The organism is Betaproteobacteria bacterium (genome assembly GCA_016720855.1).
Taxonomy (GTDB): domain Bacteria; phylum Pseudomonadota; class Gammaproteobacteria; order Burkholderiales; family Usitatibacteraceae; genus FEB-7.
The window spans coordinates 109,005-128,973 of record JADKJU010000003.1 but is presented as its reverse complement, the minus strand read 5'-3'; the positions used below and the strand labels follow the sequence as shown (position 1 = coordinate 128,973).

Below are 19,969 nucleotides of genomic sequence, written 5' to 3'. Positions count from 1 at the left end.
GGAAAAAGGGGTCAGACCCCTTTCCCGTTGGTGGACGCCATTGGCGCGGAAAAGGGGTCCGACCCCTTTTTCTCATCCACCAGTTCGCCCTTCTCCAGGTGCACCACGTGCCGCGCGCTCTCGACGGCGTGCCCGTCGTGGGTGACCATGATGATGGTCTTGCCCATCTCGGCATTGAGGCGCCTCAGGAGCGCGAGGATCTCGCCCGCGCTTCTTCGGTCGAGGTCGCCCGTGGGCTCGTCGGCCACGATGATCGCGGGGTCGGCGATGAAGGCGCGTGCGATCGCGACGCGCTGCTGCTGGCCGCCCGAGAGTTCGTTCGGGTAGTGGTCCCTGCGGTCGGTGAGGCCCACCAGGGCAAGCGCCGTATCGACACGCTCTCGCCTCTGCCTTCGGGACAGGGAAGTCAGGAGCAGCGGCAGTTCCACGTTCTCGAACGCGGTGAGCACCGGCATGAGGTTGTAGAACTGGAAGATGAACCCGACGTGGGAAGCGCGCCAATCCGCGAGCTCGGACTCGGAGAGCTTCGTTATGTCCTCGCCATCCACCAGAAGTTCACCCGCGTCTGGCTTGTCGATGCCGGCAATGAGGTTGAGGAGCGTCGATTTCCCCGACCCCGAGGGCCCCATGAGCGCGATGAAGTCCCCTTCGGGAATGCAGAGGGTGATGTCGAAGAGCACCGGCACGTCCTGGCCGCCGCGCCGGTAACCCTTGGCCAGATGCGTGATCTGGACGATGGGGCGCGTGGGCGCGCCCGCAACGGCACTCACTTCTTGAGGAGCGCGACGCTCGCGCCGTCCTTCAGGTTCTCCGGGGGCGAGAGGGCGACCTTGTCTCCCGGCTTCGCGCCGGCGATCTCTAGCAGGTCGCCCAGCTTCCGTGAGACGGTGACCGGCGTCTGCCTGACCTTGCTGTCCTTGTCGAGGACGAAAACGACCTGCCTTTCGCCGCGCTTCACGACCGCTTCGGGACGCACGGCCGTCACGGCCTTGCGTTCGTTGGCTTCCGGCGCGCGCTCGAGGAAGCCCACCTTGGCGCTCATGTCCGGCAGCGCGCGCGCGTCCTTTTCCCTGAACGCGACCTTCACGAGCAGGGTTGCCTTGCTGCGGTCCACGGTGGGCACGATGCGCGAGACCTCGCCCAGCAGGCGCAGATCCGGGTAGGCGTCGAGCTGTATCTCGGCAGGCATGCCCAGCTTGATCTTCGAGAGGGAGGCTTCCGAGACGTCCGCCTCGACCTCGAGCGTGTCCATGTCGGCCATGTTCACCACCGCGCCCTTCGAATCGGCGGCCGACGAGAAGGGCGTGATGATGTCGCCCACGTTGGCGTTCTTGGTGAGCACGACGCCGTCGAAGGGCGCGCGGATGAGGGTCTGTTCCACCGACACGCTCGCGGAGCGCACATTGGCCTCCGCGACGCCGATGGCGGCCTTGAGGCTGGAGACGGCCGCGCGGGCCTTCTCGGCGCGGGCCTTGGCCGAGTCGAGGGTGGCTTCGGAGATGAACTTCTTCGCAAAGAGGTCCTGCGCGCGGTGATAGGCCGACTCGGCATCGCGCATCTCCGCCTCGCCTTGCTCGAGATTGGCCCTGGCTGCGGCGACGCCGGCCACGGAGGAATCGCGGGCCGCCGCAACGTCGAGGCTTTCCAGCCGCGCAATCACCTCGCCTGCCTTCACGCGCGATCCTTCCTGCACGCCCAGCCATTCGAGGCGGCCGGTGGCCTTCGTCGAAACCGCGGCCTTGCGCCACGCGACCACGCGGCCGGTGGCATTGAGGACGGTGAAGCCCTGCGAGGGGAATGCGCTGGTGACCGCGGCCACGTCCACGGTAACGGGTGCCGTGGCAGATCGGACGGCAAGGAGCGCGGCAAGGGCGGCGACGATGGCCGCGCCGATGGCCCACCTGACCCAGCGCGGGCGGCGCTTCGGCCCGAATGACTTCGCGCTACGGTCGATCTGGAGGCTGGAAAGATCCTGGGCGGACACGCTCGAAACCCTTGTGAATCGCAGGCCCGGATTATACGCGGCACTCCTCGAGGCACCTTTTCAGAAGAGGGCGAGGGTGGCGGCGTGCAGCGGCTGGCCGCGCTCGGCCAGGGCCTCCAGCACGCTGAAGTGGTGCAGGCCCGGCAGGACATGGAGCGAGCGCACCTGCGAGGACCAACTCCGGGCGATGAGGCGCGACTGGCGGATGAACTCGCCGCTCTCGGCGCCGCCTACCGCCACGACGAGCGGCGCCGCGATCGTGGGCTGCCTGTCGTGGAGATCGAGCGCGCGCGCCGATGCCGCATCGAGCCGAAGATCCGAATTTCCGGAGGAGTACGGCAGCGGCGAGAAATCGAAGACGCCGCTGATGGGAACCCCGCCCGCGATTCGCCCGGTGTCGAAATGAAGGCGGTCGCGCGCCGCGGCCAGCAGGGCCGCCACCAGGTGTCCTCCCGCTGAATGGCCCGCAAGGGCGATTCGTCCGGCACCCGCCCCGTGCACGGGCGCGTTTACCGCTATCCAGTCCAGCGCCGCGATCGCGTCTTCGACGATGTCGGCAATGCGCACGGCGGGGCACAGCCTGTAGTTCACGAGGGCCACGCTCACGCCCTCGGCCACCCAGCCCGGCGCGAGCCAGGAGAACATGCGCTTGTCGAGGCCGCGCCAGTAGCCGCCGTGGAAGAAAACGAGCAGGCGGTCGCTGCCCTTCGCGGGGAAGAGGTCGATGTGGAATTCCCCCGTTTCCCCGGACACATCTGATGATGCCAAACTGGCAATTGGAGGTGTTCGATGGCAACGAAGCAAAGACGGAAGTTTACGGCCGAGTTCAAGCGCGAGGGAGTGAAACTCACACAGCAACCTGGACGATCGGTGTCGGCGGTTGCGCGTGAGCTTGGCGTGGAGCGTTCGGTCCTGAAGGGGTGGGTGGACAACTTCGCGGCAGGTCGATACGAGAAGGACCGGGCATTGCCGTTGAAGGCTGCGCAGCAGCTGGAGAACGAGCAGCTTCGGCGAGAGTTGGCGAAAGTTCGAATGGAGCGCGACATTCTAAAAAAAGCGCTGGGCTACTTCGCGAAGGAACCAACGTGAGGTATGTGTTTGTAGCCCGCTATCGGCCGGTGTGGCTGACCCGGATGATGTGCCGCTTGCTCGAGGTGTCGTCGAGTGGGTTCTACGAGTGGCTTGGACGCTCGCCGAGCGTGCGCTCGATCGCCAACGCGGGCTTGCTGGTGCTGATCCGGGAAAGCTTCGTTTGAGTCACCAGACCTACGGCTCGCCGCGGGTCTGGAAGGACATGGTCGTCGCAGGCCAATCCTGCAGCGAGAATCGAGTGGCGCGACTGATGCGAGGGGCTGGCATGAGCGCGCAGCCCAAGCCGCGGCGCATGCCTACCGACGATTGGATTGCGTCCGGAACACAGCATCGCACCGAACGTGTTGGAGCGAGACTTCGCCGCTGCTGCTCCGAACCGGAAGTGGGCAGCCGATTTCACCTACATCTGGACGGGCGAGGGCTGGTTGTTCCTGGCCGTTGTGGTGGATCTGTTCAGCCGGCGCGTGGTCGGCTGGTCTATGCAACCCACCATGACCGCGCAACTGGTGCTGGACGCGTTGATAATGGCGCTGTGGCGACGCGGCAAACCTTCGGAGCTTTTGCACCATTCCGACCAGGGCAGCCAATACACCAGCGAGGACTTCCAGCGCCTGCTGTCGGCCGAGGGCATCACCTGCAGCATGAGCAAGCGCGGCGACTGTTGGGACAACTCCGCGGTCGAGAGCTTCTTCGCCTCGCTCAAAAAGGAACGTGTCTATCGCAGGACGTACGCCACGCGCGAAGTCGCGCGCCGACATCTTCGACTACATCGAAGTGTTCTACAATTCCCGGCGCCGACATTCGACGCTTGGGCAGGTCAGCCCGATGGAGTTCGAACGTACTCATGCGGGCTTAGCGTAGTGTCCGGAGAAGCGGGGGAATTCCAATGCGGTGGCGTGGATCGGGGCCGTAGGGAAGGTCGAGGCGGGCCGGAAGCGTTGCGCGGACGAATTCCGAGTCCTTTTCCCAGCGCGTGAAGAACTGGGGATGCTCCGGAACGAGTTCCCGGTTGTTGTATTCGCGCTCGACCCAGGCGGGAGTGAGCGAACCGGGCGCGAGCAGCAGGGAGCCGGGAGCGGTCATGGAAGCGGGAATTCTAGCGTGGCGCAGGCACGTTGCCCGCGCCACGGGCCTTCCCCGCTCGAGGCTCGACGTGCGCGCTAGTACTTCGTGCCGCCTCCCGCCGCCGCCGGCGCCGCGCCTCCCGGTCCGACCGGAACGACTCCGGGCACCATGGGCGCGTCGTTCATCGCGAACACGATCTGGTCGCCGTTGCCCAGGTAGGCCTTGTCCTTCGAGCCGTTGCGGGCCGTGCCCTGCACGACGCCGATCCCCGCCTCGATGAGCTTCTTGGCGGTGAGGATGCCGGTGCAGTGGTTGCAGCCCACCTTCTCGAAGCCCCATTTCTTGAACACGGCCACGAGGTCGTCGTATTTCGGGTCCCATTCGTCGAACGGGGAGACGTGCAGCCCGCCGTAGATGCCGTAGAGCTTCTTCGTCTTGACGGCGCGCTGCGCCGTGGAAGCGAACTGCAGGATGCCCTGGTGGCAGCAACCCGTCACCGTGACCAGGCCCTTGTCCTTCACGTTGAAGAACAGTGACTGCTCGCCGAACACGCGGCAGATGATCGGGGTCTGGAAATTGTAGAGCGCCGCGCCCGGGAAGAGCTTGTAGAGGCCGGGGTTGGTCTCGATGAGCTCGCCGCGGTGGCCGGCCGCCTTGATGTAGTCCAGCCCCTCGGGATAGAAACCCTTCGGGTAAAGCGCCCGGACGGTCGGCGCGTACTTGAAGACCACCGGCACGCCCCAGAAGTGATCGAAGTGCTCGTGCGACATCACGAAATAGTCGATCTTGTTGTCGGCGAGCATCTTGTCGATGCCCTCGCGCTTGAACGCCTTGTCCATCCAGTCGAACGACCAGCCCGAGTCGAGAAGGATGCGCTTCACCTCGCCTTCGAGGGTCTCCACCTCGATCAGCGCGGAAAAGCCGCCGGAGTTGTTCGGGTTCACGGCATTCTCGAGCTGGTAGGCCCATGCATCGTCGAGCTTCTTCGGGATGAGGGGGCGCAGCGTCTTCATCCCGTCCTCGTAGCTTCCCTTGCCGAGCTTGCCCTTGGGCTGGGTGAACGGCGCCCAGTTGTAGGTGTACTGGTTCACCAGCAGTCCGCCGGCGCCGCGGATGTCGCCCATCAGAACCTTGTTGTCGAACCAGCTCGTTTCGCTGATGTTGGTGACCTTCACGCTCTTCACCTCGCCGATGTCCTCCTTCGGCGCGGCGGTCTTCGCGAAGTGCTGCTTGCGCAGGGGCGAGTACGAATAGACGCCCATGGTGGCCAGCGCGCCGGCCATCGTGCCGACGGCCACACCCTTGGTGAAGTCGCGTCGACCTTGGTTGGTGTTGTTGTCAGACATTTTCGGTACTCCTTGTTTCGATCCGTGTGGGGGCGCGGCGCAGGGTCAGGTCCAGATCCACTTGCTCTTGCCGAGGATCGGCAGCAGGTAGACCACGACGAAGTACAGGGCAACGCCCGTGCCGAGTCCGACGAACAGTCCCAGGTTGAATTGCTTGTTCATGAGTGTCTCCTCGTCAGTCGGCTGCGGAGCCGAGGGGTTCGCCGGCATACGGTGCGCGCGACGTCGCATTCACCGTGACGGGCGCGACCTTGCGCCACGCCGGCCAGTTGTCCATGTACCAGTGGTGGACAAGCATGATGTTGATCAGCCAGATCGTCGGGATCATCGGGAACTGCTCGGGCTGCGAGATGCCCCGTTGCGTGCCGAGCACGAGGTGGCTGATGTTGTAGTAGAGCGTCATGAGCGCCAGGCCCGCGACGATCGTGATGGCGGTGCGGACGAGCAGGTTCACGGGCACCGAGAACTTCGTGGGCCAGTTGCCGCAGTAGAAGTTCAGGTACAGGGCCGGCAGCAGGAAGAAGATCATCATCTCGCCCACGTGCAGCCAGCGCCAGTCGGGGGCGTTGTCGTTGCGCGTTCCGCGGATCGGTTCGCCCAGGAAGAGCTCCTGTGCGAAATACAGGAACAGGTGGAACGCCCACGCGATCGCGATGATTCCGAAGAACGTCGTCACGCGCCGCAGCCACGCGTTGCGGATGAGGCGGAAGGGGTAGCGTTCCCAGATCGTCTCCACCAGCCACACGACCACGGTCGCGCACATGATCCACGAGATGTGGAAATTGCCGCTCACCGTTCCGGCGAAGTCCTCCCAGTACGGCGGGGCGAGCGCGGTGAAGTACTGCCACGGGTAGTAGAGGATGCCCATGTGCGGGTGCATCGTCACGAAGTAGAGGACCACGGCCAGGAAGAACGTGACGATGAGAATGGTCACGCCCTGCACGGGCTGCTTCTCGTGGTGCCAGGGGGCGCGCTCCATGCCGATCACCCAGGCCGGCGCGAGCCACGAGGCCAGCGCGGCGAACATCAGGATGGCGAGGGCCGCGTACTCCTCGGCGAAGAACTGCGTCATGCGCGGCAGCCCCGCGGTGCGGGTCGGGTCGAAGTAGGCGATGCCCATCTTGCCGAGGAATCCCTGGAAGAAGCCGTGGATCACCACCATCATGATGAGCACGGCCACCGGCACGGCGATCGCCGCCTTGGCCAGCGGATGCCAGGATTCGAGCTGCGAACGCCGCATCGGCCAGAACTGGAAGATGTAGGCCATCCAGATCAGGATGATCAGGAGCCAGCGCGTGTACATGTAGCCCACGTAGGGCGTGTACAGCCGGAAGTAGCCGCGCAGATCCTGGAAGATCCACCAGGTCGCGTAAAAGACGGTGAGCAGCGCGACGATGTTCACCAGGTGCGCCACCGGCGCGGGCCATCGCGGCTCAAGTCGCCGCTCCTCGAGGTATCCCACCCCGTACCGTTCCTCGGATGCAGTGGTCATTGCAGGGCTCCAGTCTTGGTCAGGGTCAGCCTTGCGGCCGCCCGGTTGTGGCGAAAACCGCCTTCAGGATTTCCACGTCACTCTTGCCTTTGGTGTCGATGCCGAGCCGCTTGGCTTCCTCCGCGAGGAAGGGGCGTGCCTCGTTGACTTGTGCGCAGGCCATCTCGTAGGAGCCGAAGAAGTCGTCCCACGAAGGGCCCTGCGGTTCAGGTGGTGCGGTGATACCGCGCAGCAGGAAATTGCGTCGGGACAGGTCAGGACTTGAGGGCATCGTCGATCCTCCGGCCGAAGTGGTGATGGATGGGCATGCGCTCGTCGTTCTCCTCCGCCGCGCACCGGCCGCAGAACACGCCGACGGGATCGAACTGCCAGCCGGCTGCTTGCCACCATTGCGAATTCACCGGCCAGGGGGCGTAGCGTGGCGGGGTCTCGGCGGAATGCTCGAACAGGGGCCGCTCGGCGGGCGGCGGCGACGGCGGGGCCCTGCCCGCGGAGTCGGCGCGGCCAGGCACCACCAGGCCGTGGTGTTCGAGTTCCCACTCGGAAAGATCGGGGTCGTGAGTGCTTTTCACTTGCCCGTCCGATTCGATCCGCCAGAGGACGCCGGGACGCCGCCAGAGGCGAACGGTGGCGGGCGGCCTTCGTCCGAGGTAGCTCAGGCCGCACACAAGCGGATCGAGCAGGGACAAGGCCAGCTCGAGCCCGGGAACGTCGCGGTTCACGCTACTGCCGGCCTTCCCGATCGACTGCTCGACCCACCGGTCCTGCGCGCTCATTCGCAGGCCCACATGGTGGGGACCCTGGGGAACGATCATGAGGGTGCCGACGTGAAACAGGCTGGGATCGAGTTCCGAGGCCCGCTCGAGGGCCGGGGTGCCGGTCTGGTCGAAGTGCGGCGACAGGCGCGCTTCCTGCTCCGCCGGCGCGAAGCGGGAAAACAGCAATTCACGCGGATCCGGGTAGTACCGCAGGGCCAGCAGGGCTGCGCCCGGCGCCGACTCCGGACTGCCGGGAAGCAGCGCCGCCTCGAGTGCCCCCGGGCGATGGGTCGTCCAGACGTACCAGGCCATCGCTTCCTGCGGAGCCCGGCTCACGGCCTTCAGCCTCAGTCGCAGGCGGGCGTGCGGGTCGGGAAAGACGAGTCCGAACAGGCCTTCGATGACGACGTGAGCCAGGTCGCACGGCTGCGTGGCCTGAGGGTGTCGCAACCGGCGCTCGCACGGCTCATGTCGTACGACTACCCCGGCAACGTGCGCGAGTTGCGCAACCTGCTCGAGCGCGCCAGCGTGATGTGCGATGGCGAGGTCATCTCGGCGGAGCACCTGCCCGACCATGTGCGCGCCAGCGCCGGCACGCAAGCGTCAATGCCATCCGCGCTGTCGGGTGACGGTGCGCAGGGTGGCGGAACGGCGACGCTTCGGGCCATCGAGGCGGACCTGCTGCGCTCCCGCGTCGCCACGCACCGGGGAACACGAAAGGAACTGGCTCGAATGCTGGGTGTCAGCGAACGGACGTTGTATCGAAAGCTTACCCGGATCGCGCCGCCGGAGTGACGACAACCGGCACGCAAGGCGATTCGTCCAACAGGGAAGTCGGCGGGGGATCATTGATCCGGATGCCGGGTCGAGCCCGTTACCTTTCGACACATCTGCAGGTTGAATCCCGCCCTTCGCGGCGCGATCATGAACCACTGACCGAATGGCTACTGAAAGGAAACGAACATGAAAACCGGATTCGCCCTCGCGGCCGTTGCCGCCGCATGCCTGTCCACGATTGCCGCGGCGCAGATGGGACCCGGAATGATGGGGGGTCCCGGCATGTCGGGTGGCCCGGGAATGGGGCAGGGCATGGGCCAGGGCATGGTGGGTGGCCCGGGCAGGATGGGCGGCCAGGGCATGGGCCCCGGAATGACGGGTGGGCGCGGCGGCTGTGAAATGGGCCCCGGGATGACGCACGGGAAGGGCATGGGCGCCGGCATGATGGGCGGCCCCGTGATGGCAGGCGTGGAAGCGCTCAACCTCACCGACGAGCAGCGCGGCAAGGTCACGGAAATCCGCCGCGAAGTGCAGCGCAAGAACCATGCGCTCATGGGCTCGATGCACGAGTTGAAGTGGCAGGCCGAGGACGCGGCGAAGACCGCGGAATTCGACGAGGCGGCAGCGCGCAAGCGCTTCGATGCGATGGCCGCCATCCACAAGCAGATGTTCGAGACGCGCCTGGACGCGCGCAAGCGGATCGACTCGGTGCTCACCAAGGAACAGCGCGAGCAGCTGCGCAAGACCATGACCCCTGGTGCGGCGCAATATCCGAGTCGCCCGTCGAGGCATGATTGACGCAATCGGTTGCGCGATTCCGGCGGATGCGTATCGTCGAAGGTGCAATGAACAAGCACCTCATCCCCCGTGAGCATGGCGCCTATGCGGAGCTCGCCTTTCCGCTCCTGTCCGGGCTGGCGCTCGGTTCGCCGGGCTATGCCTCGTGGCTCTTCGCCCTTGCGGCCATCCTCCTGTTCGTCGCGAACGAGCCGTTGGTGGTCCTCCTGGGCGCCCGCGGAAAGCGCCTGCAGCAGGAACTGGCCGTGCCTGCGCGCCGGCAGCTCGCCGTCCTGGGCGCGCTGGGCGCCGCCGCGGGTCTTGCTGCGCTCTGGCTCGCCCCTCCCGTGGCCCGGTGGCTGGCGCTGATACCCGCGGTCTTCGCAGCGGGACTTGCGCCGGTGGTCCTGTCGAAAAACCTGAAGACCCTGCCCGGCGAAGTGATTGCGGGCGCCGCCTTTTCCGCCATGCACCTGCCGGTGGCCGCGGCGGGAGGGGTGACCGGCGTGCCTCTCTGGGGCCCACCCGTCATGTGGTTCGTGATCACGGTGACGGCCACCCTGGCGGTCCATGCCATCAAGTCGCGGGTCTCCGGGACCATGGTCTGGGTCGTGCCGGCAGCCAGCTGGATGGGAAGGGTGGCCCTTCTGGCGGCCCTGGCGACCTGGTTCTGGGTGCCGGGCTGGCGCACGGTTGCCTTGGCTGCGTGCCTGCCGCTCGCGGGGGTTGTCGTGGTAAACCTCCTGGCGCCGTCCCCGCGGAAACTCAAGCAGGTCGGGTGGGCCGTCGTGGCGGCCAATGCCCTGGCCGTGACCCTCCTTGCCGCGGGTTAAGGGAAAGATCCCTGCCTGCGTCAGGGGTCTGCCCCTTGACCGGACTGCGTAATATTCCGCACTGGGGCCGCCGAATCGAACGCAGCGGCGCCTCCCCCCCCTCGGTAGGCTGTGATCCACGATATCTTGTGATACCGTGTTTTCGCTCCGGGACCCGTCCCGGCCAGAAAACGGACCCAGTCGAGGAGGCACCATGTCGAACATCGAACAGAAACCCGTTGCCCAGCCCGAAGGCGAGCTTTCCGAGCAGCAGCTCGACTCTGTGTCCGGAGGTCAGCAGGTCGTGAAACTCGAGAAGATCACCGTCACCGCCAAGCGCGAGCAGCCGCAGCAGATGGTGAAGCTCGACAAGGTCACCGTCACCGGCAAGCGCGAGCCGCCCCTTTCGGGCACGCAGATCGCTTCCGCGGAAGGCGCGACGAAGAAGAACTAGCGCTGCCCCTGTTTCAGGCCACCTGCCGCGCGAGCATCGCGGCGAAGGGGCCGGGAACGGTGGCCAGTTCCCGGAACGTCCCTTGCTGGACGATCCGGCCCTGCTCCAGTACCACGATCCGGTCGGCATGGCGCACCGTCGAAAGACGGTGCGCGATGACCACTCTCGTCGCGTCCAGCCGCTTCAGGCTTTCCAGAACCGCCGCCTGCGAAAGGTTGTCGAGCGCGCTCGTGGCCTCATCCAGCAGCAGGATGCGCGGCCGTCCCGCGAGGGCCCGCGCGATCATCACGCGCTGGCGTTGCCCGCCGGACAGCGTGCTCATCCCTTCGCCCACCAGCGTGTACATGCCCATCGGCATGGCCTCGATGTCGGCTGCGAGCCCGGAGGCGCGCGCCGCCTCCCAGGCGTGGTCCACGGTGAGGCTCGTCGCACCCACGATATTGGTGAGGATGTCGCCGGCCCACAGCCGCCCGCCCTGAAGCACCGTGCCGATTCGCGCACGCAGGCTCTTCAGGTCCAGCGCGGGCAGCACGCGGCCGTCGAATCGCACCGTGCCGCTGCCGGGGAACTCGAAGCCCAGCAGCAGGCGCAGCATGGTGGACTTGCCGGATCCGCTGGCGCCCACGATGGCGACGAACTCGCCCGGCCGGATCGACAGGTCGATGTCGACCAGGACTTCCGGGCCACCCGGATAGGCGAACGACACGCCCACGAAATCGATGGCGCCCAGCGGCTCATGGCGAATCTTGCCGCGTACGCCGTCCTCGGGGGGCGTGGCGAGGATGGGCTTCGCGCGCTCCCACACCGGGGCCAGGGCCGCCAGGTCGAGGGCCGTTGCGACGATGCCGTGCATGCCCGCCAGCAGCCCGAACATCGCCGACTGGAAGGCGACGAACTGGCCCACCGTCAGCGCGCGCGCGGCCGGGGTCTCGGCCAGGCGCCAGGCGAGGTAGAGGATGAGCGTCGCCGCCGCGGGCTGCAGGATCGAGAGCAGCACGGACTCCAGGTTGGAAAGCGTGGCGCTTCTCCGGTTGAGTTCGCGGAAGTCGCGGTAGCGCGCGAGCCAGTTCGAATAGGCGCGCGATTCGGCCGCCGCCGCCCGGAGCTTGGCAATGCCCGCAAAGTACTCGAACGACATGGCGGAGAGCTTCCCGTCCGCAGTCTCGATGCGCCGGCCGATTGACAGCCTGGCGATACCGAGCACCGCGGAAAGGAGAGCCGCCACGAGGATCACGCCCAGGGCGGCTGCGGACAGCGACGGGCTGTAGGCGAGCATCAGCGCGAAGTTCGCGGTGAGGAAGATGCCCGCGACGAACGCGCCGATGGAGGCGCCCGTCACCGTGCGTTGCACGGTATTCACCGCGCCCAGTCGCAGCGCCAGGTCGCCGCTCGAGAAGGCGCGGAAGAATCGGGCGGGTGCGCCGATGACGCGATCGAGCACCGCGGCCTGGATGGCGACGGAGGTGCGGGCCTCGAAGCGCAGCACGGCGATGGACCGCAACACCTCGAGCGCGATCGCTGCGAGCCCGGCGGCCGCCAGGCCCGCCACGATCGCGAGGGTCATGTCAGCCGAGCCCTGGGGAATGGCGCGATCGATGAGGCGGCCCGTGGCCACCGGCGTGAGCAGGCCCACGAGCGCGGCGAGCAGGCCCGTCGCCAGGAGCACGCCCACGTCGGCGCGCGCGTGGCCGATGGCAAAGCGAAGGACGTCCTTCGTCCCGAGCGGCCGCGGCTCGAAGGTGCGATGGAAGGCGAAGGCGAATGGGGCCAGGCGGCTGGATGTTTCCTCGTCGAGGGGCCATTCGACGGGCGGGCCGCCCTTGGGGTCGAGCGCCACCATGCGATAGCCGGTGAGCGCCTTCGGGATCAAGGCGACCCAGCCTGTGGCGCCCGTTTGCGAGGCGTCGTTGTCGCGAACGACCCGGCGCCGCTCCGCCACGCGCGCGAGCATCGGCGTGCCGCCCTCGGCCCACCAGCGCCCGTCGAGGAGCACGCGCCGCGAGCGCAGCCCGATCGCGGCGGCGGCATCCTCCACGGCGAGCGCTTCGTCGCCGATATCGGGCATCGGGGGCTCGCCGTGCACGCCCATCCGGCTAGCCAGGAGCGAGAGCGCTCCGGGCAGGTTCGTTGATCGGAACGCGACCCCGGGATCCGCCATCACATTTTCCCGGACTCGTTCGACTCGCTCGCGACCAGCAACGCGTAGCGCCCGTCCGGGACTGCGGCGAGTTCGTCGTGCGTGCCCCGTTCGACGACCTTCCCGCCTTCGAGGACGAGGATCTCGTCGGCGTCGCGCACGGTGGAAAGCCGGTGCGCAATCACCAGGCAGGTCGTGCCGCGCCGGCGCAGGTTGTTCTCGACCACCGCCTCGGTCGCTGGGTCGAGGGCGCTGGTGGCCTCGTCGAGGATGAGGATGGAGGGGCCGCGCGCCAGCGCGCGCGCGATCTCGATCCGCTGGCGTTGACCTCCGGAAAGGTTTCGCGCGCCCTCCTGCAGGGGAGCATCCAGCCCGCCCTGCCGAACGCCGATCTCGTCCTCGATGGCGGCGTGGCGGGCGGCGGCGCGAATGACGACGTCTTCCGCCGCCGGGTCCCACATCGTGAGATTCTCGCGCACCGTGCCTTCGAAAAGGACCACATCCTGGTCCACGTACGACACGGCGCGGGCAAGTTCGTCGCGCAAGTACGATTCGCGCGGCAGGCCGTCGAAGAGGATCTCGCCGCGCCAGGGCCGATACAGCCCCGCGGCCAGGCGTGCGAGCGTGGACTTGCCCGAACCCGAGGCGCCCACCAGCGCCACTCGCCGGCCGCTTTCGATCTTCAGGCTGAAGCCATCCACGAGGGGTGCCGTCCCCTTGCCGTAGCCGAAGACCACATCGCGGAATTCGAGCGAGGACGGGCGCGCCCCGGACACCGCGCTCACCGGGTTTTCCGCGATCGTCACGCCGGGCTCGATGGCGTGATTGAGCACGTCGTCGATGCGCGCCACGTCGCCGCGCAGCGTCTGCACGTGGCGCGCCGCCGCGAACAGGGCATGCACCGGTGCCGCGAAGCCTGCGAGCAGGACCTGGAAGGCCACCAGGTCGCCCACGCTGAACCCGCCCTCCATGATGCGCACCGCGCCCAGCCCCAGGACGCCCAATTGCGCGACGAGGCCGGCGATCGACGGGACCTGCATGGGGCCGAGCGTGAGGCGCTGGGATTCGACGGCGGAATTGGCGAACTGCACCTGCAGGCCCAGCCACTTGTTGAAGAGGGCGCCCTCCTGGCCGCCAGCCTTGATGCTCTCGATGTTGGAGAGCCCGCCCGTGGCCATCCCCGAGAGCTTGCCCGCCTGCAGGGAAAGGCGCCGCGAGATGCCTTCGGTGCGCCGGTTGATGGCGCGCAGCGCCGCGATCTCGAAGGCGAGGCAGCTCACCACGATCGCGGTGAGCCCGGATTCCAGCCGCAGCATGAGAATGAGGAAGAAGACGGCCGTCACGAGATCGAGCACGAGGTGCGCGAGGTCCGCGGAAACGGTCTCCGCCACCTGCTCGTTCAGCGCCACGCGCGAGGCGATCTCGCCCGGCGAGCGTTGCACGAAGAAGTCCATGGGCAAGGCGAGCGCGTGCGAGAAGAAGCGCTGTGCCGAGGACATCGCCGCCCGCGTGAAGGCGGCGGTGAGAATCTGCGCCTGCAGCCAGGAGAGCAGTCCCCGGGCCACCGCGGCGACGAGCAGGCCGGCAATGAGCGTCTCGGCAACGCCCGGAAGCCGCGCCGTCAGCACCTCATCGACGAAGCGCCCCATGAGCCACGGAAGCGCGAGCCCCGGCGCCACGAGGACGAGCCCGAGCACGACGGCCAGCGACACGGAGGGACCCAGCCCGGCGAGGTGGCGGGAGAGCGAGCGAAGGACCGAGGGCGCCTGGCCGCCGGGGGCGAACTCCGGGCCGCGTTCGAAGGTGAGGATCACGCCCGTGAACGCCTCGTCGAACTCGGCAGCGTCCACGATCCGCCTTCCCATGGCCGGGTCGTTCAGGTGCGCGCAGCCGTCGCGGAATCCCTCGAGGACGACGAAATGGTTGAAGTTCCAGAAGACGATCGCGGGGAGCGGCAGCGCGGACAGATCGGAGGGTTCCTTGCGGAAGCCGCGCGCCACCAGGCCGTAGCCGCGGGCCGCGCGCAACAGGCCGCCCGCCTTGCTGCCATCGCGTGTCACGCCGCACTCGGAGCGCAGCACTTCGAGGGGCACATGGCGGCCGTGATGGGCGAGCACCATGGCGAGCGCCGCGGCGCCGCATTCCACCGCCTCCAGCTGGAGGATGGAGGGGACGCGGGCCAGCGCGGTGTCCGCGAGCCTGGAGGCGGTCGCGGGCTTGCCGGCGGGCTCGGCAGCTATCGCAGCCATGCGGCGAAGGCAATCACGGCGATGGCCAGCAGGGCGACCGCCGCCGCCAGCCGCCGGGGATAGGAGGGCAGGCTCGGCCGCGCGTCGAGACGCTCCGGCGAGGCCAGGCGCGCGAGCGCCGCCTTCCGGAATATCGAGCTGTCGGGCCCGGCCATCGCGCGTTCAGCCCGCGAGGCGCTTGAGCATGCGGTCGAAGCGCGCGCCCGCGAGGTGGACGTTGTCCAGCAGGTCGTCCGTCAGTTCGTCCTTGGCGTTCTCGTCCTCGGCGTCGGTCCCGTAGCCCATGCGCCGCGTCGTGCTGCGAAGGCGGCTGGCGAGAAAGACGCAAAGCGCGCGGTAGAAGCGGGCGGCGAAGGCGGGGTCCTCGGCAAGCTTCGCGCGCACGGTGTCATCCGAGATCCTGAGCAGCGTCGCGTCGTTCGCCACGCGCACGGATACCGCGGTCGGCGCCGGGTCCACGAGCGACATCTCGCCGACGATCTCTCCCGAACCCATCACGGCGAGCTGGGTGCCCGACGCGGTGTGCACTGACAGGGCGCCATCGAGCACGAACCAGATGTTGTCCACGCGCGCACCCAGCGGCACCAGCGTGGCCCCGGCATCGACGCGGATGCGCTCACCGGATTTCGAGAGCCAGTCGACGTCGCCGTCGGTCATTTCGCTGAAGATGAGCAGGACCTTGCGCATGGCGGCACTCCCGGGCGGGCGCGGCGGTGAAACCGCTGACGGCGCCGAGTGTAGCGGAAAGGCGCCGAATGGCGCTGCTACAATGGGGCCTCGCGAAAACGCCCACGATGAGCCCCGACGACCTCAGAGCATGGCGAAAGGCCGAACGCAAGCGGCTCATCGCGGTGCGAACCGCGATCGACCCCGTGACGCTCGGGGGGTGGCGTGCACGCATCGATGCCCACCTCGAGTCCGCGTTTGCGGATCTGGCGAGCGGCGTAGTCGCGCTCTGCTGGCCGGTGCTTGCCGAATACGATGGACGCTACCTGGCGAGGAAGCTGCGTGAACGCGGCGCAGTCACGGCGCTGCCGGTGGTGGTGGCGCCGCGAACGCCGCTCGCCTTCCGCGAATGGCATCCGGGCGTGCTGCTCGCGGAAGGCGCGATGAAGATCCCCTATCCGGTCGATTCGCGCGAGGTGGTTCCCGATACGGTGCTGCTGCCGATGAACGGGTGGGATGCGCAAGGCTACCGGCTGGGCTACGGCGCGGGCTTCTTCGACCGCACGCTCGCGAGTCTCGCGGTTCGCCCGCGGGTGATCGGCGTCACCTTCGAGCTTGCGCGCATGGAGACGATCCATCCGCAGTCGTGGGACATCCCGGCGGATTTCGTGGTGACCGAGCGCGGGTGCTATCGGCGCGCAACCGAAGGCCGGCTCGTCCCCGGTCCGGGCTTCGAGGGCAACTGAGCGTTGGCGCCCCTGGCGCAGCGTGCTGATGTCGCTGCCCGTTTTCATCGATTCACCGCCGTAGCCGGTTGTCGTCCCGCCGGCATCACCATGAACCGGCGGCATGCAGCCGCGTGCATTGAAAGCGACCAGATTTCACGGGAAGTCATGATGAGCGACAGTGATCCGGTACCTGCTTGCGGTGCAGGGGCGGGCAGGGAGATGAACTCTCCATGACCGACCGATGCCGACAGCAATGGGAGGCGCTCGGCGCCAACGATCCCTATTGGGCCGTACTCACCGACCCGGCGAAGAAAGGGGGGCGCTGGGACAAGGAGGAATTCTTCCAGACGGGCATCGACGAAATCGACGGCCTGCTGGAGAAGCTTTCCCGCCTTCGCATTCAGCCCGGATCCGGTCTTGCGCTGGATTACGGATGCGGCGTCGGGCGCTTGAGCCGGGCGCTGGCGATGAAGTTCCGGCACGTCGTGGGCGTCGATATTTCCGAAGCGATGCTGTCGGTGGCACGGTCGGAGAATGCCGGATTTCCGAACATTCGATTCCTGCGCAACGATGGCCGCAGCCTGGCGGACATCGACGATGGAACGGTCGATTTCATCTACAGCGTGATCGCCCTCCAGCATGCGCCGAGGACGACCCAGCAATCCTTGATCCGGGAGTTCTGCCGCGTCCTGCGCCCCGGGGGAACGCTCGTGTTCCAGACGCCGTCACACCCGGACGCGAGGACGGTCCACGGCCTGCTCCACATCCTGCTGGGCAACCGGGTCCTGAATCTGGCGAGAAGGCTCCGGTACGGCAGGGGCCATGTGATGGAAATGCACACCAACAGGCGGGAGGAGGTGCTGCGGCTCCTCGGCGAGAAAGGCATGTCCGTTGTGGAGGTGGAGCGATACGACTTTTCCGGGGCTGCATTCGTCAGCTACAGGTACTTCGCGACCAGGCGCTGAGAACATGACGCCGGGCACTCAGCGATTTGCGCAGATTGACGAGTTACGCGGCGTGGCTGCGGTGCTCGTGCTCATCACTCACGCGAGCGAGATCTTCGCGCCCTACGCGGCCAGCGCCGGGCACAGCGTCCTGCTCAGCCGGATCGCCCTGGGGATCGACTTCGGGCGAATCGGGGTCGTGCTTTTCTTCATCATCAGCGGATTCGTCGTCGCCCACAGCCTGGGCACGCGAGGGATGACGCTGGCCCGGTTTGCCGTTCGCCGCGCGTTCCGGCTTTTCCCGTTGTTCTGGGTGTCGGTCATGGTCGCCGCCTGGGTTGCCGGGACGGACAGGTCGGTCTCGACCCTCCTGGCCAACCTGACCATGGTTCCCGCCCTGATCGGCTTCGAGCCCCTTCTCGGGGTGTACTGGACGCTCGAAACGGAGCTGATCTTCTACGCGGCTGCCGCGCTGCTATGGAGTGCCGGATACCTGTTCCGGCCTGCCGCGTTGTTGTCGATCATCGCGTTCCTGATCCTCGTCTTCGCGGGCCTCATGTTCGACGTGATTCCCGCCGCCAGGCGCCTGGAGTGGCAGTCCCTGCCGCTGAACCTCGCCTTCATGCTCTGGGGGGCGCTGTTTCATGCCACCCGCTTCAGCCCGCCTCGCGCCACGCAGGATGTCGCCCTGCAGCAATGGTTGCCCTGGATCGCCACCGCGCTGGTGCTCGCGCCGTCCCTCTACGCACTTGCGAGGTACTTCCACTCGAGCAGCCCCAGCGACCTGCGCTGGGGGGTGTCCTATCCGACGGCCCTGGGGCTATTCTGGATCGTGTGTTCGTCCAGGCATCGATCGATGGAAATCATCGCCCGGCTTGGCGTCATCAGCTATTCCATCTACCTGTTCCACACGTTTGCCGTCGGCCTGCTCGTCGCGCTTCTCGACTCCGGCGGCCTCTCGAGCGCGCTGGCGCCGCTGCCCGTCATGGTTGCGCTTGCGCTGGGAGTGACGGTCGTGATCGCCACGGTCACCTATCACGGCATCGAAAGGCCGTTCATCGCGGCGGCACGCAGGCTCACCTCCAGCCCGCGCAGGGGCACGTCATGAGTGCACGACCGGCAGGCGCCGCGGAAAGCCGCGCCGCTGCCTGGTGCCGGGAGGGGGACTCGAACCCCCACAGTGTTTCCACCGGCGGATTTTGAGTCCGCTGCGTCTACCGATTCCGCCATCCCGGCCCTGATGCCCTTGCTCCCGTCCCCTTTCCCGGAGGAAGGGGGGGGCTCGGTGTCAAATTATAATCGACGGGTGAAGCTATCCGACTTCGATTACGAACTGCCCCCGGAACTGATCGCGCAGCACCCGGCGCCAGAGCGTGCGTCCAGCCGCCTGCTGCGCGTGGAACCCGCGGGCGAATTGCGCGATCTTGCCTTCCGCGACCTGCCCTCGCTGCTCGACGCGCGCGATCTTCTCGTCTTCAACGACACGCGCGTGATCAAGGCGCGGCTGCGCGGCCGCAAGGACACGGGCGGCGAGGTGGAGGCGCTCGTCGAGCGCGTGCTGGGCGAGGACACCGCGCTCGTGCATGTCCGGGCGAGCAAGACGCCAAAGCCCGGGCGCAGGCTTGTCTTCGCCCCGGGCGTGACGGCCGAGGTGATCGGGCGCCGGGGCGAGCTCTTCGAGTTGCGCTTCGAGGCGGGTTGGCCGGTGCTCGACGTCCTGGCAACTCACGGCGAGGTGCCGTTGCCACCCTACATCACGCACGCGCCGCAGGCCGATGACGAGTCGCGCTACCAGACGGTGTACGCCACGGTGCCCGGCGCGGTGGCGGCGCCGACGGCCGGACTGCATTTCGACGAGGCGGTCCTCGGGGCGCTCAAGGCAAAAGGGCTCGACTCGGCGCGCGTCACGCTGCACGTGGGCGCAGGCACCTTCCAGCCGGTGAGGGGCGACGACATCGCGTCGCATGTGATGCACGGAGAGTGGTACAGCATTCCCGAAGCCACCGTGGGCGCGATAGCCGCCGCGAAGGCGAGGGGAGGGCGCGTCGTGGCGGTGGGCACGACGACGCTTCGCGCGCTGGAATCCGGCGCCGCGGCGGGCACTCTTCATGCGCAGGCCGCCGAGACTAGACTCTTCATCGTGCCCGGCTTCCGGTTCAGGGTCGTGGACCGCCTGGTCACCAACTTTCACCTGCCGAGATCGACGCTGCTCATGCTCGTCTCGGCGTTCTCGGGCACCGACCGCGTTCGCCGCGCCTACGCGCACGCCATCGCGCAGCGCTACCGCTTCTTTTCCTACGGGGACGCGATGCTGCTCGACCGCAACCGAGACGATTGAAAAGGGGTCGGATGACTTTGCACAGAAAATGCGCAAAGTCATCCGACCCCTTTTCGTTCTACAGGGTCAGGCGGCTTCCTGAAAGTCCACCCAGGTCGTGTCGATGGCCTGCACCACCGTGCGGCCGCCGTGGGAGACGACGAAGTCCTCGCCGGGGTTCACGACGAAGTCGCTGCAATCGCCTTCCTCGGTGACCCATACCTTGGCGCCGCGCGGGCGGATGTGAACGCCCGCGGCATCGTCGAGGGTAAGGACCTGGCCGGATTCGAGGGCGACTTTGGAGGAGGTGATGTTCAGGTGCATGGCGTCTCTCTGGGTTGGGCGCGCGAGCCCCGACAGCCAGGACCGCG

21 protein-coding genes, 1 tRNA gene and 1 pseudogene are annotated in these 19,969 nt (G+C 67.3%); 9 read left to right on the top strand and 14 right to left on the bottom strand.

All coding sequences use genetic code 11. The features are described from left to right. Positions 1 to 11: 11 nt before the first annotated feature. From IPP91_14225 to IPP91_14215, 3 genes are read right to left on the bottom strand one after another with little or no spacing between them, the layout of a single operon-like run. Entirely contained in the window at positions 12 to 770 is a 759-nt protein-coding gene (locus IPP91_14225; GenBank protein ID MBL0143220.1) for an ABC transporter ATP-binding protein, read from the bottom strand. Beyond that, positions 767 to 1,984 carry an efflux RND transporter periplasmic adaptor subunit gene (locus tag IPP91_14220; GenBank protein MBL0143219.1) on the bottom strand — a complete coding sequence of 406 codons (1,218 nt, stop codon included), beginning with the start codon at positions 1,982 to 1,984 and terminating at the stop codon, positions 767 to 769. The genes IPP91_14225 and IPP91_14220 overlap by 4 nt, the downstream gene beginning before the upstream one ends. A gap of 60 nt (positions 1,985 to 2,044) precedes the next feature. Continuing rightward, a complete protein-coding gene (locus IPP91_14215) occupies positions 2,045 to 2,737 on the bottom strand; it encodes an alpha/beta hydrolase (GenBank protein MBL0143218.1) in 693 nt (230 codons plus the stop codon). Positions 2,738 to 2,773: 36 nt separating this feature from the next. Between IPP91_14215 and IPP91_14210 the strand changes: the two are divergent. Further along, positions 2,774 to 3,937: pseudogene (locus tag IPP91_14210) on the top strand (IS3 family transposase). Here IPP91_14210 and IPP91_14205 read toward each other — a convergent pair. The 5 genes from IPP91_14205 to IPP91_14185 form a co-directional block, all read right to left on the bottom strand. Next, positions 3,929 to 4,159, bottom strand: coding sequence for a hypothetical protein (locus IPP91_14205; protein MBL0143217.1), 231 nt, complete (start codon positions 4,157 to 4,159; stop codon positions 3,929 to 3,931). The pseudogene IPP91_14210 and the gene IPP91_14205 sit on opposite strands and share 9 nt — an antisense overlap. A 77-nt stretch (positions 4,160 to 4,236) precedes the next feature. Next, a complete protein-coding gene (locus IPP91_14200; protein MBL0143216.1) occupies positions 4,237 to 5,487 on the bottom strand; it encodes an MBL fold metallo-hydrolase in 1,251 nt (416 codons plus the stop codon). Between the two features lie 175 nt (positions 5,488 to 5,662). Next, complete coding sequence (locus IPP91_14195) at positions 5,663 to 6,979, bottom strand: hypothetical protein (protein MBL0143215.1); 1,317 nt, start codon at positions 6,977 to 6,979, stop codon at positions 5,663 to 5,665. Positions 6,980 to 7,004: 25 nt separating this feature from the next. After that, the gene (locus IPP91_14190; protein MBL0143214.1) at positions 7,005 to 7,250 is read right to left on the bottom strand and encodes a hypothetical protein; all 246 of its coding nucleotides are present in this window, start codon (positions 7,248 to 7,250) and stop codon (positions 7,005 to 7,007) included. After that, entirely contained in the window at positions 7,234 to 8,073 is an 840-nt protein-coding gene (locus IPP91_14185; GenBank protein ID MBL0143213.1) for a hypothetical protein, read from the bottom strand. The genes IPP91_14190 and IPP91_14185 overlap by 17 nt, the downstream gene beginning before the upstream one ends. Positions 8,074 to 8,100: 27 nt before the next feature. Here IPP91_14185 and IPP91_14180 point away from each other — a divergent pair, with 27 nt between their 5' ends. From IPP91_14180 to IPP91_14165, 4 genes are all read left to right on the top strand, one after another. Continuing rightward, positions 8,101 to 8,532, top strand: coding sequence for a hypothetical protein (locus tag IPP91_14180; protein MBL0143212.1), 432 nt, complete (start codon positions 8,101 to 8,103; stop codon positions 8,530 to 8,532). A 168-nt stretch (positions 8,533 to 8,700) separates the two neighbouring features. Then, complete coding sequence (locus tag IPP91_14175) at positions 8,701 to 9,312, top strand: Spy/CpxP family protein refolding chaperone (GenBank protein MBL0143211.1); 612 nt, start codon at positions 8,701 to 8,703, stop codon at positions 9,310 to 9,312. A 47-nt stretch (positions 9,313 to 9,359) separates the two neighbouring features. Beyond that, positions 9,360 to 10,124, top strand: a complete 765-nt coding sequence (locus IPP91_14170; protein MBL0143210.1) for a YwiC-like family protein — start codon at positions 9,360 to 9,362, stop codon at positions 10,122 to 10,124. Between the two features lie 193 nt (positions 10,125 to 10,317). Continuing rightward, positions 10,318 to 10,557 carry a hypothetical protein gene (locus tag IPP91_14165; protein MBL0143209.1) on the top strand — a complete coding sequence of 80 codons (240 nt, stop codon included), beginning with the start codon at positions 10,318 to 10,320 and terminating at the stop codon, positions 10,555 to 10,557. 13 nt (positions 10,558 to 10,570) lie between these two features. Here the strand turns inward: IPP91_14165 and IPP91_14160 are convergent, their stop codons facing one another. From IPP91_14160 to IPP91_14145, 4 genes are read right to left on the bottom strand one after another with little or no spacing between them, the layout of a single operon-like run. Then, positions 10,571 to 12,715: an ATP-binding cassette domain-containing protein gene (locus IPP91_14160; protein ID MBL0143208.1), complete on the bottom strand. Its 2,145-nt coding sequence runs from the start codon at positions 12,713 to 12,715 to the stop codon at positions 10,571 to 10,573. Continuing rightward, positions 12,715 to 14,943: an NHLP family bacteriocin export ABC transporter peptidase/permease/ATPase subunit gene (locus IPP91_14155; GenBank protein MBL0143207.1), complete on the bottom strand. Its 2,229-nt coding sequence runs from the start codon at positions 14,941 to 14,943 to the stop codon at positions 12,715 to 12,717. The genes IPP91_14160 and IPP91_14155 overlap by 1 nt, the downstream gene beginning before the upstream one ends. Continuing rightward, positions 14,931 to 15,098 (bottom strand): hypothetical protein, encoded by a 168-nt coding sequence (locus IPP91_14150; protein MBL0143206.1) that lies wholly within the window; start codon positions 15,096 to 15,098, stop codon positions 14,931 to 14,933. The genes IPP91_14155 and IPP91_14150 overlap by 13 nt, the downstream gene beginning before the upstream one ends. Before the next feature lie 7 nt (positions 15,099 to 15,105). After that, complete coding sequence (locus IPP91_14145; protein ID MBL0143205.1) at positions 15,106 to 15,630, bottom strand: cyclic nucleotide-binding domain-containing protein; 525 nt, start codon at positions 15,628 to 15,630, stop codon at positions 15,106 to 15,108. Between the two features lie 68 nt (positions 15,631 to 15,698). On the opposite strand from IPP91_14145, the gene IPP91_14140 reads away from it, so the two are divergent. From IPP91_14140 to IPP91_14130, 3 genes are all read left to right on the top strand, one after another. Next, complete coding sequence (locus IPP91_14140) at positions 15,699 to 16,355, top strand: 5-formyltetrahydrofolate cyclo-ligase (GenBank protein MBL0143204.1); 657 nt, start codon at positions 15,699 to 15,701, stop codon at positions 16,353 to 16,355. Positions 16,356 to 16,567: 212 nt separating this feature from the next. Continuing rightward, positions 16,568 to 17,302: a methyltransferase domain-containing protein gene (locus tag IPP91_14135; protein ID MBL0143203.1), complete on the top strand. Its 735-nt coding sequence runs from the start codon at positions 16,568 to 16,570 to the stop codon at positions 17,300 to 17,302. A gap of 4 nt (positions 17,303 to 17,306) precedes the next feature. Continuing rightward, positions 17,307 to 18,389 (top strand): acyltransferase, encoded by a 1,083-nt coding sequence (locus IPP91_14130; protein ID MBL0143202.1) that lies wholly within the window; start codon positions 17,307 to 17,309, stop codon positions 18,387 to 18,389. Positions 18,390 to 18,430: 41 nt separating this feature from the next. On the opposite strand, the gene IPP91_14125 is transcribed toward IPP91_14130, so the two are convergent. Beyond that, positions 18,431 to 18,517, bottom strand: a tRNA-Leu gene (locus tag IPP91_14125). A 4-nt stretch (positions 18,518 to 18,521) separates the two neighbouring features. Between IPP91_14125 and queA the strand changes: the two genes are divergently transcribed. Next, positions 18,522 to 19,619 carry a tRNA preQ1(34) S-adenosylmethionine ribosyltransferase-isomerase QueA gene (gene queA / locus IPP91_14120; GenBank protein ID MBL0143201.1) on the top strand — a complete coding sequence of 366 codons (1,098 nt, stop codon included), beginning with the start codon at positions 18,522 to 18,524 and terminating at the stop codon, positions 19,617 to 19,619. A 66-nt stretch (positions 19,620 to 19,685) separates the two neighbouring features. On the opposite strand, the gene IPP91_14115 is transcribed toward queA, so the two are convergent. After that, positions 19,686 to 19,922 carry a DUF2917 domain-containing protein gene (locus IPP91_14115; GenBank protein ID MBL0143200.1) on the bottom strand — a complete coding sequence of 79 codons (237 nt, stop codon included), beginning with the start codon at positions 19,920 to 19,922 and terminating at the stop codon, positions 19,686 to 19,688. Between the last annotated feature and the right edge of the window lie 47 nt (positions 19,923 to 19,969).